The sequence below is a fragment of the Clavibacter vidaverae genome, assembly GCF_047529985.1.
In the GTDB taxonomy this organism is placed as follows: domain Bacteria; phylum Actinomycetota; class Actinomycetes; order Actinomycetales; family Microbacteriaceae; genus Clavibacter; species Clavibacter nebraskensis_A.
The window spans coordinates 2,209,188-2,225,102 of the sequence record NZ_JBLJAM010000001.1 but is presented as its reverse complement, the minus strand read 5'-3'; the positions used below and the strand labels follow the sequence as shown (position 1 = coordinate 2,225,102).

The following is a 15,915-nucleotide window of genomic DNA, read 5'->3' as shown; positions in this document are numbered from 1 at the left end:
GTGCCGCTGTGGACTCGGCGGAGCGTCACTCCAGGAGCAGCGCCGGCTCCTCGATGATGCTGGCCACGTCGGCCAGGAAGCGGCTCGCGACGTCGCCGTCGACCACGCGGTGGTCGAAGCTCGCGCCGATGGTCGTGACGAAGCGCGGACGCACCTCGCCGTCCACCACCCACGGCTTCTGCTTGATCGTGCCGAGCGCCACGATGGCGACCTCGCCCGGGTTGAGGATCGGCGTGCCGGTGTCCATGCCGAAGACGCCGATGTTGGTGAGCGTGATCGTGCCCTGGCTCATGTCCGCCGGGCTCGTCTTGCCGTCGCGGGCCGTGAGCGTCAGCTGCTCAAGCGCGCGGGCGAGCTCCAGCAGAGACATGCCCTGCGCCTCCTTGACGTTCGGCACGACGAGGCCACGGGGCGTCGCCGCGGCGACGCCGAGGTTCACGTAGTGGCGGACGATGATCTCCTGGTCGGTCCACGAGGAGTTGACCGTGGGGTTCCGGCGCACCGCCCAGATCATCGCCTTGGCCATGATGAGCAGCGGTGAGACCTTGACGCCCGCGAAGTCGGTGGACGCCTTGAGCCGCTTGACGAACTCCATGGTGCGGGTCGCGTCGACGTCGACGAACAGGCTCACGTGCGGCGCCTGGAACGCGCTCTGCACCATGGCCGCGGCGATGACCTTGCGGACGCCCTTGACGGGGATCCGGTCCTCGCGCGCGTCCGGCCACTCGGGCGTCTCGATGTTCTTGAAGACGCTCGCCTGCTGGGCGGTGCGGATGACGTCCTCGCGCGTGATCTCGCCGACGAGCCCGGTGGCCTCGACCTCGGAGAGGTCGACCTCGAGGTCCTTGGCGAGCTTGCGAATGGGGGGCTTCGCGATGATGGGCGCGGCCGAGGCGGCGGGCACCGAGGCGGGACGCGGTGCGCGTGCGGCGGGGGCGCCGGCCTGCGCGCCGGGGCGGGCGGCGGGTCGGGCGGGGGCGGTCGCGCCCGGCTCGGGTCGGCGGCGTCGGCTCGCGACCTTGCCGACCGTGCCGTACCCGACGAGCACGGCGCCCGAGGTCTCCTCGGCGGCGGGGGCCGGCGGGGCGACGGGCTCGCGGTTCTCGATGGCGGTGTCGTCCTCGATCACCGTCTCGCCCGGGAGCGCCATCTGCGCGGGCGTCTCGGCCGGGCCGGACACGCCGGGCGAGCCCTGCGCGATCGCGATGATGGGCGTGCCCACCTCGACCGTCTGGCCCTCCTGCACGAGCAGCCCGGAGACGGTGCCCTCGAACGGGCTCGGCAGCTCCACGAGCGACTTCGCGGTCTCGATCTCCACGATCACCTGGTTCAGCGCCACCTGGTCGCCCGGCTGCACGCGCCACGAGACGATCTCGGCGTCGATGAGGCCCTCGCCGACGTCGGGCAGGGTGAACTCGGAATCAGCCATCGTGCGGTCCTCTTCTCCGTGCCGCGGGGGCGGCGGGGCGTCTTAGTAGGCGAGCGAGCGGTCGACGGCCTCGAGGATGCGGTCGGCATCCGGGAGGTACAGCGTCTCGAGCTTCGCGGGCGGGAACGGGGCGTCGAAGCCGGAGACGCGGATCACCGGCGCCTCGAGCGAGTAGAACGCCCGCTCGGTGACCGTGGCCGCGATCTCGGAGCCGACGGACACGTGGCCGGGCGCCTCCTGCGCGACGACCAGGCGGCCGGTGCGCTGCACCGACTCCAGGATGGGGCCGTAGTCGACGGGAGACAGCGAGCGCAGGTCGACGACCTCGACGCTCGTGCCCTCCTCGGCCGCGAGCTCGGCGGCCTGCAGCAGCATCGACACCATGGCGCCGTGGCCGACGAGCGTGACGTCGGTGCCGGAGCGGACGACCCGGCTCTCGTGCAGGCCGATGCCGGGCGCCGAGAAGTCGACCTCGCCCTTCGGCCGGTAGCGGGCCTTGGGCTCGAAGAACATCACCGGGTCGTCCGACTTGATGGCGTCCTGGATCATCCAGTACGCGTCGTGCGGCGTGCTCGGGCTCACGACGCGGAGGCCGGGCGTGTGCGCGAAGTACGCCTCGGGGCTCTCCTGGTGGTGCTCGATGGCGCCGATGTGGCCGCCGTAGGGCACGCGGATCACGACGGGCATGCGCATGGCGCCCTCGTGCCGGTTGGTGATCTTGGCGAGCTGGCTCGTGATCTGGTCGAAGGCCGGGTAGATGAAGCCGTCGAACTGGATCTCGCACACGGGCCGGTAGCCGCGCATCGCGAGGCCGATGGCCGTGCCGACGATGCCGGACTCGGCGAGCGGGGTGTCGATGACGCGGCGGTCGCCGAAGTCGCGCTGCAGGTGCTCGGTGATGCGGAAGACGCCGCCCAGCGGGCCGATGTCCTCGCCCATGAGCAGGACCTTGTCGTCCTCCTCGAGCGCACGGCGGAGGCCGGCGTTAAGGGCCTTCGCCATGGGCATGCTCTCGATGCCTGCGGGGGCTCCGTCGGCGGAGCCCGCTCCTGCTGCCGCCTCCGCGCGGTCGATGGTGTCGGTCATCGGGTCCCTCCCAGCGAGGCCTCGTAGCGCTCGAGCCACTCGCGCTGCTCGGCGGTGACGGTGTGCGGATCCGAGTAGACGTGGTCGAAGATGCCCGACAGCGGCGGGCCGGTCAGCTCGATCGTGCGGCGGCGGACGTCGGCGGCGAGGTCCTTGGCCTCCTCGTCGATGCCGTCGAACAGCGACTGCGGCGCGCCCTGCTTCCGCAGGTACGCCTCGAGGCGCGCGATGGGGTCCTTCGCGACCCAGCCCTGCAGCTCCTCGTCGGTGCGGTACTTCGTGGGGTCGTCGCTCGAGGTGTGCGCGCCGACGCGGTACGTGAGCGCCTCGATGAAGGACGGCCCGCGCCCGTTCCGCGCGTCGTCGAGGTGCTTGGCCGTGACGGCGTAGCTCGCGAAGACGTCGTTGCCGTCGACCTGCGTGCTCGGCACGCCGAAGCCGCGGGAGCGGAGGTAGAGGGGGGTGCGCGACTGCGTGGTGACCGGGACCGAGATCGCCCAGTGGTTGTTCTGCAGGAAGAACACCTGCGGGGTCTGGAAGCTCGCGGCGAAGACGAACGCCTCGCTCACGTCGCCCTGGCTGGTGGCGCCGTCGCCGTAGTAGGCGATGACCGCGGTGTCGCGGTCGGGGTCGCCGGTCGCCACGTCGCCGTCGAACGCGACGCCCATCGCGTAGCCCGTGGCGTGCAGCGCCTGCGAGCCGATGACCAGCGTGTAGAGGTGGAAGTTGCCCGCGGCCGGATCCCAGCCGCCGTGCGTGACGCCGCGCATGAGCCGGACGATGTCGACCGGGTCGATGCCGCGGATGAGGGCCACGCCGTGCTCGCGGTACGCGGGGAACACGTGGTCCTGGGGGCGGGTGGCCCGGCCGGAGCCGACCTGCGCCGCCTCCTGGCCGGTGCTCGGCGCCCAGAGGCCGAGGTGGCCCTGGCGCTGCAGATTGGTGGCCTCGAGGTCGAACGCCCGCGTGAGGCGCATGTCGCGGAGGAAGCCGCTGTGGTCGTCCTCCGTGAGTCGCTCGAAGTACGGGAGGAACTCCTCGGCGGAGTCGCTCGGTGCGAGCTCGCCCGCGGGGGTCAGGAGCTGGACCGTCACATCGCTTTCCGGCATCGTCCCAACCTACCGGCGCGCCGGGTGGCCCTCCGGCAGCCCCCGGACAATTCCCGCCGACGCGTTCAGTAGCTTCCGGACAGAGGCGGGCTCGCCGATGGTGACGCGGATCCCCTCGTCGGCGAAGGCGCGCACCACGAGCCCCGCGGCGGCCAGCTGCGCCTCGACCTCCGCGGTCGCGGTGCCCGTGGCCAGCCAGACGAAGTTGCCGTGCGGGCGCGGCACCACCCAGCCCTGCTCGGTGAGGGCCCGCCAGGCCTCGTCGCGATCCCGGGCGAGGACGGCGACGCGCTCCAGCAGCTCGTCCTCGTGCTCGAGCGACGCCAGCGCCGCGTGCTGCGCGTGGCCCGTGACCGAGAGCGGGATGGCGGCCGAGCGGGCGGCGTCGAGGATGCGCGGGTGCCCGACCGCGTAGCCGATCCGCAGGCCCGCGAGCCCGTAGGCCTTGGAGAAGGTGCGGAGGACGACGAGGTTCGGGTGGTCGGCGAGCAGGCGCATGCCGTCGAGGGCATGCTCTGGCGCGACGAACTCGCCGTACGCCTCGTCGAGGAGCACGAGCACGTCGCGGGGGACGGCCGCGAGCAGGCGCTCGAGGTCCTCCCGGCTGACCAGCGTGCCGGTGGGGTTGTTCGGCGTGCAGACGATGACGACGCGCGTTCGGTCGGTGAGGGCAGCGATCATGCCGTCGACGTCGTGCGAGTGGTCGGGCAGGTTCGGCACCGGGACGCCCGTGGCGCCGGCGACCGTGATGAGCGTCGGGTACGCCTCGAAGGAGCGCCACGCGTGGACGACCTCGTCGCCCGGGCCCGCTGCCGCGGTGATGAGCTGGGAGAGGATCGCGACGGATCCCGCGCCCGCGTGCACGTGGTCGACCGTGACGCCGAAGCGCTCGGCGAGCGCGGTGCGCAGCAGGGTCGCCCCTGCGTCCGGGTAGCGGTTGACGTCGCGCACCTGGTCGACGCGGGCGAGCACCGAGGGCAGCGGGTCGAACGGGTTCTCGTTGCTGGAGAGCTTGAAGTCGTCCTCGCCGGCGGGCTTGCCCTGGCGGTACGCGACCATGGCCGCGATCGCGGGGCGGAGCCGGACGGGGGCCGCGGGGTCGATGGGGGCGTGTTCGGGGGTCACCGGGCGATTCTAGGGGCGGGGCCCCGACGCGCCCATGGCCGCCCGGAGCGCGGTCTGGGAGGATCGCAGCATGTCCCGCTTCCTCGTCCGCGTCGTCATCAACGCCGTCGCGCTCTGGCTCACCACGCTCATCGTCTCCGGCACGGTCGTGACCGCCTACGAACCGGGCGACACCACGGCCACCGTGCTCACGTACCTGCTGCTGGGCGCGATCTTCGGCGTGGTGAACGGCGTGATCGGCACGGCCATCCGCATCGTCGCGCTCCCGCTCTACATCCTGACGCTCGGTCTCATCGCGCTCGTCGTGAACGGCCTGCTCTTCCTCCTCGTCGGCGCGATCTCCGACGCGCTCGGCTTCGGCCTCACCGTCGAGGGCTTCTGGTGGGGCGTGCTCGGCGCCCTCCTCATGGCGCTCTTCAGCTGGCTGGTGGGGCTGGTGCTGCGCCCGGTGACCTCTCGGGTCTGACCCGCGGATCCCGCGGATCACATCCCGCCTCCCCGCGCGTGGGCCGGGGCGCCGGGCACCCGCTCCGCCCGGTAGAGGTGGGAGGCGACCGGCGTCGCGCCGTCGAGGAACCCGTGGAGCTCGTCGCGCGCCCGCACCAGGAGCGGGGAGCGCGAGGCGTCCATCTCGGCCGCCGTCGCCCGGTACGTGTCGAGCTCGTGTGCGTCGAGCGGCCCGGCCGGTGCCGTAGGGCCGAACGCCGGGGCGCGCACCACGACGTCGTCGCCCGCATCGCCGGCCGACGAGCGCGTGCCCCCGAGGGCGGGGACGAGATCGTCCGTGTGCTCCACCGCGACGCCGTCGATCCCCTGCCGCAGCGGGAGCTCGCCGACGGGCGAGCCGAACGTGAGCTCGTGGGTGACGTGGAAGGCCGGGTCGTCGCCCGCCGAGCGGGCGAGGATCCCGCCCATCGAGTAGCCGACGACGTACACCTCGTCGCCCGCGGTCGCACCCGCGTCGCGGAGCGCCGTCTCAGCCGCCTGCACGGCCGAACCGCGCTCCGTCGCCAGCGCCGCGGCCGCCGAGGCGGGACCGAAGTCCTCGCGCCCGGTGCGCGGATCCAGGGTGACCATGCCGCCGAGGTACGCGACGAAGCGACGGCGGCCGTCAGGGGCGCGGTACTGCTCGACGCGCATCTGCGGGGCGCCGGGTACGGGATCGGGGATCCGGGCCGCGAGGTCGGCGAGGCTGGACGGCGCCGGTCGCAGGGCGTCGGGGTGCACGCGCACCGATGCGGAGGCGTCGCGCAGGAGGCCGACGCCCCCGAGCAGGGCCAGGAGGCCGGCTGTCGTCGACCGCACCGCCTCATCGCGGGAGGCGGCGTCCGGCGCGGAGCGCGTGGCCACGGCGGCGACGTCCGAGACGGCGTCGCCGACAGCCGCCGGGACCACCAGCCGGACCGGGCCGTCCGGCCGCAGCGCGATCATGCCGACGAGGCCCATGAGCCGCAGGATGTCCGCGGGCAGCCGCACGGCGTCGTCGAGGAGGCCGCCGGGTCCCGCTGCGGCGGGACCCCCTCCCCTTTCCCCGGACGCGGATCGCACGCAGCGGTCGACGTCGCGCTCCCCGTCGGCGTACTCGGCGGCGGCGCGGCGCAGGTCGACGGCGAGCGCCCGCGCGTCGTGCGCGGCCGACGCCAGGAGTCCGCGCGGCACGTCGAGGCCCCCGTCGTGCTCGCCCGTGACCCGGGAGACGAGCGGCGGCAGGGCGAGCGCCCGTGCGTGATCGTCGAGGCGCTCCCCCGCGTCGTCGAGGGCGGCGGCGAGGCGCGCGAGGTCGTCCGTGACGACGGACGTGGCGCCGCCCGTGGTGACGACGAGGCCCGGGGCGTCGGCGCCCGTCACGGTCGTGCCCCCGGGCATCCGGGCGCGGATCCGGGTCCCGGGCGCGCGTCGTGGAGCAGGGTCGCGGCGAGCGCCACCCGGCCCGCGAGGTCGTCCAGCGAGCGCGTGAACGCGTCGTGCGCGCGGCCGGACCAGGACGGGTCGTCCCGGCACGACGCGATCCGACGGCGGGTCTCCTCCACCGCATCCGCGACGGCTGCCAGGGCGTGCTCCCGGGTCTGCTCCTCCACGCGCAGCTGCCCGGGCGTGCTGCCCTCCCCCGGCGGGGCACCGCCCCCGAGCGAACCCCCGCCGACCCCGTGCGCGTGATCCTGCACCGCGTCCCCTTCCCCTGTCCGTGGACCCGCATCGTGCCGGGGAGGACGCCGAGCGCCAGCCAGCCGCGGCGCATCGGGGGACGAGCTCGGATCCGGGGATGTGGGGAGGGACGGCAGCCGACAGAATGAGCGCATGGGAGCCCCCGACTCTCCGGCCACGACGGCGCCACCCGTCTTCCGGATCGCCTTCGTCTGCACCGGCAACATCTGCCGATCGCCCATGGCGGAGGTCGTGTTCCGGGACCTGGTGCAGCGCGCCGGCCACGCCGACCGCGTCTCGGTCACGAGCGCCGGCACGGGTGACTGGCACGTGGGCGAGCAGGCGGATGCGCGCACGCTCGCCGCGCTCGAGCGCCAGGGGCTGTCGGGAGCCGCCCACCGCGCCAAGCAGTTCGACCCGGACACGCTGCCGGACCTCGACCTGGTCGTCGTGTTCGACCGCGGCCAGGAGCGCACGCTGCGGCAGTGGGCCCGGACGGAGGCGGACCGGGCGAAGATCCACCTGCTGCTGTCGTTCGATCCTCCCCAGGCGCACCTGCGGGACGTGCCCGACCCGTACTACACCGACGCGGCGATGTTCGACCGGGTTCTTGGGATGATAGATCGAGCCGCCCGGGCCCTCCTCACGCAGGTGGAGCCCGGCATCCGTCCCCCCAGCTAGGAGATCACCCCGCATGAGCCCGTTGCCCCCGCAGGTGCTGAGCCCCCTCGACGGCCGCTACGCCCCCGTCGTCACCGAGCTCGGCGAGCACCTCTCGGAGGCGGGCCTCAACCGGGCGCGCATCCACGTCGAGATCGAGTGGCTCATCCACCTGACCGACCGGTCGCTCCTCTCTTCCTCGCCCTTCACGGACGAGCAGAAGGACGCGCTGCGCCGGGTCGTCGCGGAGTTCGGGCAGGAGCAGATCGACGCGCTCGCCCGCGTCGAGGCCGTGACGCGGCACGATGTGAAGGCCGTGGAGTACTTCGTGCGGGACCGCCTGGCGGAGCTCGGCCTCGGCCACGTCGCGGAGCTCACGCACTTCGCCTGCACGAGCGAGGACATCAACAACCTCTCCTACGCGCTCGTCATCGACCGCGCCGTGCGCGAGGTGTGGCTGCCGAAGCTCGTCTCCGTCATCGGCGCGCTCCGCGAGCGGGCCCTCCTGTTCCGCGACGACGCGATGCTGTCGCGCACGCACGGGCAGCCCGCCACCCCCACCACGCTCGGCAAGGAGCTCGCGGTGTTCGTGCACCGGCTCGAGCGCCTGCGCGCCGACGTGGAGGACGTCGAGGTGCTCGGGAAGTTCAGCGGCGCCACGGGCACGTTCGCGGCGCACCTCGCGGCCGACGCCGACGTGGACTGGCCCGCCGAGTCGCGCGCCTTCGTCACCTCGCTCGGGCTGGTGTGGAACCCGCTCACCACGCAGATCGAGTCGCACGACTGGCAGGCCGAGCTCTACACGCGCATCGCGCACGTGAACCGCGTGCTGCACAACCTCTGCACGGACGTGTGGACCTACATCTCCATGGGCTACTTCCGGCAGATCCCGCAGGCCGGGGCCACCGGGTCGTCGACCATGCCGCACAAGATCAACCCCATCCGGTTCGAGAACGCGGAGGCGAACCTCGAGCTGTCGGATGCGCTGCTCGACTCGCTCGCCTCCACGCTCGTCACGTCGCGGCTGCAGCGCGACCTCACCGACTCCACGACGCAGCGCAACGTCGGCGTCGCGCTCGGGCACTCGCTGCTCGCGCTCGACAACATCGGGCGCGGTCTCCTCGAGATCGACGTCGACCGGGCGCTGCTCGCGGGCGACCTCGACGCGAACTGGGAGATCCTCGGCGAGGCCATCCAGACGGTCATCCGCGCGGAGATCGTGGCGGGGCGCAGCTCCATCAGCGACCCCTACGCGGTGCTCAAGGAGCTCACGCGCGGCAAGCGCGTGGGGCGCGACGAGATGCGGGCGTTCGTGTCCGGGCTCGACATCGGCGACCAGGCGAAGGCGCGGCTGCTCGAGCTGACGCCCGCCGGGTACGCGGGGCTGGCGTCGCAGCTGGTCGACCACATCCTCTGACGCGGTACGCGGGGCGCGCGGGAGGCGGGCCTCGGGGCGCATCCCCGGGGCCGGCCGCGGCCGGGCGGGCGGGCGATTCCGCGACGATCCCGAGCGGCTCAGTGCCGGGTCGGCCGATCCGGGTGGTCCTGCTCGTCCATGTCCTGCAGCTCGTCGCGGTTGGGCTTGAACGACAGCGCGAGCATGGCGAGCATCACGAGGGCGCCGATGAACGCGACGCCCGTGAAGACGACCACGACCGTCCACGACTGCGCGTCGCCCGGCCGGGTGCTGAGCGCCACGATCAGGCCGACGAACGCGGCGAGCGCCGCCGCGATGCCGAGCAGCTCGGCGGGGCGCATGCGGTCCTTGCGGATGTCAGATGTCACGGTCAGCTCGCGCTCTCGGTCGTTCGGGGGCGTCCGCCGCGGAGGTCGCGGTGGGCGTGGAGGTGCCCCACTTCATGCTCAGGGCGGCGATGACCAGGAAGACCCCGACGATCGCCGCGTAGGCGCCCAGCAGGCCGACGGCCACGACGGGAGCCGTGAGCTGGCCCTCACGCTGCTCCACGCCGCCGTACTGGACGAGGAGGTCCGGTGGCACCAGGAGGAAGGCGACGGCGAGGACGACGGTGAGCGCGCCGGTGGTGATCGCGTCGGTCGCGCCGGGCACGCGGCCGCGCGAGCGCAGGCCGGAGACGAGCTCGAGGAACCCGGTGACGACCGCCCAGACGCTGACGACGTAGAGGAGCACGAGGACGCCGCCGTCGCGGGCGAGCAGCGCGGCGACGCCGGCGACGACCGTGAGCGCGCCCTGGGCGAGCGCGGTGGTGCGGAGGCGGGCGCCGGGCCCGCGGAGCGCCCGGGCGCCGAGGCCCGCGGTGACCAGGCCGGAGAGGATCGCGAAGACGCCGAACGCCACGAGGCCGAGGGCCGGGGAGTGGTCGCTGGAGAAGGTGATGAACGCGGCGAGCGCGAGGGCGGGCAGTGCGCGCAGGAGGAGCACGGGCCAGTACGCCGCCCGGAACGTCAGCTCGTCCTCGGACACGGCAGCCTCTCTCTCCATCCGGGCCAGCCTACTCGGTGGGTTCCTGGGCGGATGCTCGGCCGGGCCCCGCGCTGACGGCCCCTCGGGGCTGGCCTAGGCTCGGTGCGTGACGAGTCCCCTCCCCCGTCTGGTCGCCGCGGCGACCGGTGCGGTCGTCGGGCTCGCGGTCGTCTGCGCCGTGGGCGTGGCCTGCGGGATCGTCTACGCGCACCGGGCGTTCTGAGCCGAGGCGGCCGAGGGGTCGTCGGTTCGGGAGGCGCGGGCCGGGTCCGCCCGTCCCGCCGGTCCGTCCGCGCGCGATCCACCGCAGCACCCGCGCACGCCGCACCAGCATCCGCGGCTGCCGCATCCCGTCCGCTACCGAGAGGCCCCGCCGTGCCCCAGCCCGAGACCGCGCCGCGGCCCGCCTCCGAGGGCGGCCGGGCCACCGCCGGGTTCATCCCCGTCGACCGCGCCGTCGTCGCCGCGCCCGAGGGCGCCGCCGCGGCCCTGGCCCACCGCGACCGGCTGGCCCTCGGCATCGACATCGGCGGCACGACGCTCAAGGCCGGCATCGTCGACGTGACCACGGGGATCCGGCTCACCGAGCGCATGACGGTCGGCAAGCCGGTCGGCGGCGAGCCGGAGGACATCGCCGACGTGATCGCCGAGATCGTGCTGGAGCTCACGCCGGACGAGGACCTGCCCGTCGGCGTGGGCGTCCCGGGCATCGTGCGGGACGGCATCGTCCGCTCCTCCGCCCACATCTCCGACCGCTGGCTCGGCATGGACGCGCGCACCGCGATCCGCGAGCGCAGCGGGATCGACGTGCTCACCGTGAACGACGCCGACGCCGCCGGGGTGGCCGAGCTCGAGTACGGCGTGCTGCAGGGCCGCGGCGGCCTCGTGATCCTCACGACGCTCGGCACGGGCATCGGCACCGCGCTGCTGCACGACGGGAAGCTCATCCCCAACAGCGAGCTCGGCCACGTGCACATCGACGGCGGCGACTACGAGATGCAAGCCGCGTTCTCCGCGGTGCGGCGCGAGGGGCTGACGTTCGAGGTCTGGGCGGCGCGGCTGGAGCGGTACTACCGGCACCTCGAGTCGATCATGTCGCCGGACCTCATCGTGGTGGGCGGCGCCGCGGCGCACGAGTTCGCGCGCTTCGCGGGGTTCCTGCACCTCGACACCGAGATCATCGCGGCGAGCCGGGGCAACGACGCCGGGCTCGTGGGGGCCGCCCTGCTGGCGCACCGGACGGGCGTCGCGCCGGACTGAGCCCGATGCCCGGCCGCGGGGCCGCGCGGCCGCCGGGCCGCCGGGCCGCTGCGCCGCTGCGCCGCCGAGCTCCCGGCGCGGCAGACTGGCGGCATGAGCACCGCCGCTCCCCGTCCGCTGCGCGTCGTCCTGGCGCCCGACTCGCTCACCGGATCCGCCACCGCCGTCGAGGCCGCGCGCGCCCTCCGCCGCGGCTGGCTCCGGGCGCGTCCCGAGGACGACGTGGTGATCGCGCCCATGGCCGACGGCGGGCAGGGCACCCTCGATGTCCTCGCCGCCGCGGTGCCCGGCGCGCGACGCGTGCCCGTCCGCGTCACGGGCCCCGTCGACCGGCCGGTCGACGCGCATTGGCTCCTGCTGCCCGACGGCACGGGGGCGGTGGAGGTGGCGTCGACGAGCGGGATCACGCTGCTGGATCCGCTGCGGCCCCTCGCCGCGCACTCCCGCGGCTTGGGCCAGGCGATCCGCGCGGCCCTCGACGCCGGCGTCCCGCGCCTCCTGCTCGCGCTCGGCGGCAGCTCGTCGACCGACGGCGGTGTGGGGGCCCTGCGCGAGCTCGGGGCCCGCGCCGTCCGCGCCGACGGATCCCAGGCGGGCGACGGCGGCGGCGCGCTGGCGGGGATCGCCGCGCTCGACCTCGCGGGAGTCCGCGCGCTCCCGACCGGCGGCGCGCGCATCCTCGGCGACGTCCGCGCGCCGCTCACCGGTCCCGCGGGCGCCGCGGCCGTCTACGGGCCGCAGAAGGGCGCGACGCCGGCGGACGTCCGCGTGCTCGACGCCGGCCTCGCGCACCTCGCGACCCTCCTCGGGGTGGATCCCGCCACCCCCGGATCCGGCGCGGCCGGTGGCACCGCCGCGGGGCTGATGGCCTGGGGCGCCGAGCCGACGTCGGGCTCCGCGGGCGTCGCCGAGGCGATCGGGCTCGCGGGCCTCGTCGCGGGCGCCGACGTCGTGGTCACGGGCGAGGGCCGCTTCGACGCGCAGTCGCGGACCGGCAAGGTGGCCTCGCGCGTCCTCGACCTGGCCCACGCGCACGGCGCCCGCGCGATCCTGGTGGCCGGCATCGTCGCCGCGCCGACCGACGGCTTCGCGGCCGCGCGCTCGCTCACGGACCTCGCGGGATCCGCCGACGCCGCCCGCGCGGACGCGGTCGCGTGGCTCGAGCGGGCCGCCGAGGACGTGGCGCGCGACCCGGCGACGCACGGCGGCTGAGCCGGGACGACGGGCCGCGGGTGGCGCAGAGGGCCTCAGCCCCGCGGATCCCCCGCGCGCTCCCGCAGGACGCGGTACTCCTCCGCGACGTCCGCCGCCGCGACGTCCCAGGTGCGCCGGGCGGCGTGCTCCCGCGCCGACGCCGACAGCCGCGCGAGCGCGGGCCCGTCGGCGAGCAGGTCGCGGATCGCGCGGGCCCAGTCGGCGGGATCCCGCGTCGCCACGAACACCCCGCTCACGCCCTCGCGCACGGAGTCGACGAGCCCCTCCGTCCGCGAAGCCACGACCGGCGTCCCGCACGCGGCCGCCTCGAGCGCCACGAGCCCGTAGGTCTCCGCGGCCGACGGCATGAGCGCCAGGTGCGCCGCGGCGAGCGTCCGCGCTGTCGCCGGACGGTCGAGCGCGCCGGCGAAGACGACGTCGTCCTCCAGCCCGAGCGACCGCACGAGCGCGTGCAGCCCGGCCGCGTAGGCGTCGCGCCCGGGTGAGACGCCGCCGGCGATCACGAGCAGCGGACGGGTCGCGGGATCCAGCAGGGCGAGCGCCCGGAGCGCCACGTCCTGGCCCTTGAGCGGCTGGATCCGGCCGAGCAGCACGACCCGCACGCGCCCGCCGCCGTCGCGCCCCGACGGCTCCCGCAGGAACGCCTCCTCCACGCCCGGCGCCACGACGTGCACGGTCGAGGGATCCGCTCCGTACGCCTCCACGAGCAGCCGCCGCTCCGACTCCGCCGACGCGACCACGAGGTCGGACGCGCGCACGAGCCGCGCCTCGTCCGCGAGCCGCGCCGCCGGCTCCGGGGTGTCACCCGGCACGAGCCGGCGGTTCTTGCCGGCGGACACGGAGTGCAGCGTCAGCACGTGCGGCACGCCCCACGCCCGCGCGACGGGCAGCGCGGCCACGGCCGACAGCCAGTAGTGGCTGTGCACGACGTCGGCCGGCGGCAGCGCGGCGAGCGCGGCGGCGAACTCGTCCGTGATCCCCGGCAGCTCCTCCTTCCGCATCGGCCCGACCGGCCCCGCCCGCAGCGCGAGCAGCTCGACGCCGGCCGCGACGCGCATCATCGGCGGGTCCGCGGGATCCGTGGCGCGCGTGATCAGCCGCACCTCGTGCCCCTGCCGGCCGAGGCTCCGGGCGAGCTCCAGCAGGTAGACGTTCAGCCCGCCGGCGTCGCCGGTGCTGGGCTCCTGGATCGGCGACGTGTGCAGCGAGACGAACGCGATCCTCATGGGCCCGATCCTACGAGCGGCCGCGATCAGCCCTCGCCGCCCAGCCGCCCCGCCAGCCGGCCGTGCATGCGGAGGCTGGCGTCGTTCATGCCGTGGATGTCGACCGCGGTCCCGCGGCGCGCGTACTTGGTGGTGATGGCGTCGAGCGCGGCCACCGTCGAGGCGTCCCACACGTGGGATCCGCTCATGTCGATCCGCACGCGCGCCGGGTCCTCCGCGTACCGGAACTGCGTCGTGAGGTCGTTGCTCGACGCGAAGAAGAGCTCACCCACCACCCGGTACTCCGCCGCCGGCTCGCCGTCCGCGTCCGTGACGACCGCGCGCTCGACGGTCGCGAAGCGCGCCACCCGCCGTGCGAAGACGACCATCGCGGCGATCACGCCGACGACGACGCCGATCGCGAGGTTGTGCGTCGCGACCACCACGGCGACGGTCAGCACCATCACGAGCGTCTCGCCGAGCGGCATGCGCTTGAGCGTCGACGGCCGGATGCTGTGCCAGTCGAACGTGCCCACCGACACCATCACCATCACGGCCACGAGCGCGGCCATCGGGATCACGGCCACGACGTCGCCGAGGACGACCACGAGGACGAGCAGGAACACGCCCGCGAGGAACGTCGAGATGCGCGTGCGCGCGCCCGAGACCTTCACGTTGATCATCGTCTGGCCGATCATGGCGCAGCCGCCCATGCCGCCGAAGAGCCCGGACAGCACGTTCGCGGCGCCCTGGCCCCACGTCTCCCGCGTCTTGTGCGAGGGCGTGTCGGTGATGTCGTCGACGAGCTTCGCGGTCATCAGCGACTCGAGGATCCCGACGAGCGCCATCGCGAGCGCGTACGGCCCGATGATCCCCAGCGTCTCGAGCGTGAGCGGCACCTGCGGCAGGAACAGCTCCGGCAGGCTCCGCGGCAGCTCGCCCTGGTCGCCGACCGTCGGCACGGCGAGCGCGCCCAGCACGGTCGCGCCCGTGAGCAGCGCGATGGCGACGAGCGGCGCGGGCACCACGCGCGTGACCCGGGGCAGCAGCACGAGGATCGCGATCCCCACCGCCACGAGCGGGTACACGAGCCACGGCACGTCGACGAGGTTGGGGATCTGCGCCGTGAAGATGAGGATCGCGAGCGAGTTTACGAACCCGACCATCACCGACCGCGGGATGAACCGCATGAGCCGCGCGACGCCGAGCACCGCGAGCACCACCTGCAGCAGCCCCGCGAGGATCACGGTGGCGAGGAAGTAGTCCATGCCGTGCTCGCGCGCGACCGGCGCGATGACGAGGGCGACGGCGCCCGTGGCCGCCGAGATCATGGCCGGCCGCCCGCCGAGGAACGCGATCGTCACGGCCATCACGAACGACGAGAAGAGGCCGACGCGCGGATCCACGCCCGCGATGATCGAGAACGAGATCGCCTCGGGGATGAGCGCGAGCGCCACCACCAGCCCGGCGAGCGCCTCGCGGGTGAGGAGGCGCGGCGTGCGCAGCGCCTCGAGCACGGTGGGCGAGGGCGCCGGCGCGGCGGTGCCGGCGGATCCGGAGCCCGACGGGGTGGGATCGACGGCGGCGGGGGGCAGGGCGGTCACGGTGCTCCGATCGGATGAGGCCAGGGGCGATGGGCGGACGGGGCGCTCCGCGACGCGCACGCGCCGGCGGCACCGCTCGCGCGGCATGCGGCCGACCGCAGGATGGCGCACCCCCGTTCGGGGGCAGACGGGGAGGCCCCGGCCATCGGGGAGAATGGGCGGGAGCGGTCGCCCGGCCGCGCCCATCATACCCTTCCCTCACGTGAGGGGAGAGTCCCCCTGGAGGCCCGCATGACGCGACCCGCCGGCCCCGCGACCATGCAGATCGGCGAGCTCGCCGAGCGCACCGGCCTCTCGCACCGCACGCTCCGCCACTACGACGAGACCGGCCTGCTCCGCCCCTCCGGCCGCTCCGACGGCGGCTTCCGCCTCTACACGGCCGAGGACCTGGAGCGGCTCCTCCTCATCCGGCGGATGAAGCCGCTCGGCTTCTCGCTCGAGGAGATGATGCGCCTGCTCGAGGTCACCGACGCCCTCGACGCCGCCGGACCCGACGACGACACCGCCTCGCTCCGCGCCGCCCTCGCCGCGTTCATCGCCGACGCCGAGGAGCGCCGCCGCCGGCTCGCCGAGCACCTCGACATGGCCGACGAGTTCCTCGACCGCCTCCGCGCGCGCTGATCCACGGAGCCGC

16 protein-coding genes are annotated in these 15,915 nt (G+C 74.6%); 6 read left to right on the top strand and 10 right to left on the bottom strand.

What is annotated here, in order from left to right; all coding sequences use genetic code 11:
* Positions 1–25: 25 nt before the first annotated feature.
* The 4 genes from ACMT9T_RS10545 to ACMT9T_RS10530 all read right to left on the bottom strand — a co-directional run bounded on the left by ACMT9T_RS10545 (position 26) and on the right by ACMT9T_RS10530 (position 4,749).
* Entirely contained in the window at positions 26–1,429 is a 1,404-nt protein-coding gene (locus tag ACMT9T_RS10545) for a dihydrolipoamide acetyltransferase family protein (protein ID WP_414745502.1), read from the bottom strand.
* A 42-nt stretch (positions 1,430–1,471) separates the two neighbouring features.
* A complete protein-coding gene (locus tag ACMT9T_RS10540) occupies positions 1,472–2,437 on the bottom strand; it encodes an alpha-ketoacid dehydrogenase subunit beta (protein ID WP_414745876.1) in 966 nt (321 codons plus the stop codon).
* A 74-nt stretch (positions 2,438–2,511) separates the two neighbouring features.
* A complete protein-coding gene (locus ACMT9T_RS10535) occupies positions 2,512–3,624 on the bottom strand; it encodes a thiamine pyrophosphate-dependent dehydrogenase E1 component subunit alpha (RefSeq protein ID WP_414745501.1) in 1,113 nt (370 codons plus the stop codon).
* A 9-nt stretch (positions 3,625–3,633) separates the two neighbouring features.
* A complete protein-coding gene (locus ACMT9T_RS10530; RefSeq protein ID WP_414745500.1) occupies positions 3,634–4,749 on the bottom strand; it encodes a pyridoxal phosphate-dependent aminotransferase in 1,116 nt (371 codons plus the stop codon).
* Between the two features lie 70 nt (positions 4,750–4,819).
* Between ACMT9T_RS10530 and ACMT9T_RS10525 the strand changes: the two genes are divergently transcribed.
* Positions 4,820–5,215, top strand: coding sequence for a phage holin family protein (locus ACMT9T_RS10525; protein ID WP_414745499.1), 396 nt, complete (start codon positions 4,820–4,822; stop codon positions 5,213–5,215).
* Positions 5,216–5,232: 17 nt separating this feature from the next.
* Here the strand turns inward: ACMT9T_RS10525 and ACMT9T_RS10520 are convergent, their stop codons facing one another.
* Entirely contained in the window at positions 5,233–6,615 is a 1,383-nt protein-coding gene (locus ACMT9T_RS10520; protein ID WP_414745498.1) for a hypothetical protein, read from the bottom strand.
* Positions 6,594–6,914, bottom strand: coding sequence for a hypothetical protein (locus tag ACMT9T_RS10515; RefSeq protein ID WP_414745497.1), 321 nt, complete (start codon positions 6,912–6,914; stop codon positions 6,594–6,596). Before ACMT9T_RS10515 ends, ACMT9T_RS10520 begins: the two co-directional genes overlap by 22 nt.
* A 133-nt stretch (positions 6,915–7,047) precedes the next feature.
* Between ACMT9T_RS10515 and ACMT9T_RS10510 the strand changes: the two genes are divergently transcribed.
* Both ACMT9T_RS10510 and purB read left to right on the top strand, forming a co-directional pair.
* Complete coding sequence (locus tag ACMT9T_RS10510; protein ID WP_414745496.1) at positions 7,048–7,575, top strand: low molecular weight protein-tyrosine-phosphatase; 528 nt, start codon at positions 7,048–7,050, stop codon at positions 7,573–7,575.
* Between the two features lie 13 nt (positions 7,576–7,588).
* The gene (gene purB, locus ACMT9T_RS10505; RefSeq protein WP_414745495.1) at positions 7,589–8,971 is read left to right on the top strand and encodes an adenylosuccinate lyase; all 1,383 of its coding nucleotides are present in this window, start codon (positions 7,589–7,591) and stop codon (positions 8,969–8,971) included.
* Between the two features lie 98 nt (positions 8,972–9,069).
* On the opposite strand, the gene ACMT9T_RS10500 is transcribed toward purB, so the two are convergent.
* Positions 9,070–9,339 carry a hypothetical protein gene (locus ACMT9T_RS10500; protein ID WP_043668444.1) on the bottom strand — a complete coding sequence of 90 codons (270 nt, stop codon included), beginning with the start codon at positions 9,337–9,339 and terminating at the stop codon, positions 9,070–9,072.
* A complete protein-coding gene (locus ACMT9T_RS10495) occupies positions 9,329–10,015 on the bottom strand; it encodes an HdeD family acid-resistance protein (RefSeq protein ID WP_414745494.1) in 687 nt (228 codons plus the stop codon). Before ACMT9T_RS10495 ends, ACMT9T_RS10500 begins: the two co-directional genes overlap by 11 nt.
* A 357-nt stretch (positions 10,016–10,372) precedes the next feature.
* Between ACMT9T_RS10495 and ppgK the strand changes: the two genes are divergently transcribed.
* Both ppgK and ACMT9T_RS10485 read left to right on the top strand, forming a co-directional pair.
* Positions 10,373–11,257, top strand: a complete 885-nt coding sequence (gene ppgK, locus ACMT9T_RS10490) for a polyphosphate--glucose phosphotransferase (RefSeq protein WP_414745493.1) — start codon at positions 10,373–10,375, stop codon at positions 11,255–11,257.
* Positions 11,258–11,350: 93 nt separating this feature from the next.
* Positions 11,351–12,469: a glycerate kinase gene (locus ACMT9T_RS10485; RefSeq protein WP_414745492.1), complete on the top strand. Its 1,119-nt coding sequence runs from the start codon at positions 11,351–11,353 to the stop codon at positions 12,467–12,469.
* Between the two features lie 35 nt (positions 12,470–12,504).
* On the opposite strand, the gene ACMT9T_RS10480 is transcribed toward ACMT9T_RS10485, so the two are convergent.
* Together ACMT9T_RS10480 and ACMT9T_RS10475 are read right to left on the bottom strand one after the other, a co-directional pair.
* Complete coding sequence (locus tag ACMT9T_RS10480) at positions 12,505–13,698, bottom strand: glycosyltransferase (RefSeq protein ID WP_414745491.1); 1,194 nt, start codon at positions 13,696–13,698, stop codon at positions 12,505–12,507.
* 26 nt (positions 13,699–13,724) lie between these two features.
* On the bottom strand, positions 13,725–15,194 hold the full coding sequence (locus tag ACMT9T_RS10475) for a SulP family inorganic anion transporter (protein ID WP_414745875.1): 1,470 nt from the start codon (positions 15,192–15,194) through the stop codon (positions 13,725–13,727).
* A 318-nt stretch (positions 15,195–15,512) separates the two neighbouring features.
* On the opposite strand from ACMT9T_RS10475, the gene ACMT9T_RS10470 reads away from it, so the two are divergent.
* On the top strand, positions 15,513–15,902 hold the full coding sequence (locus tag ACMT9T_RS10470; protein ID WP_116053947.1) for a MerR family transcriptional regulator: 390 nt from the start codon (positions 15,513–15,515) through the stop codon (positions 15,900–15,902).
* Positions 15,903–15,915 lie beyond the last annotated feature (13 nt).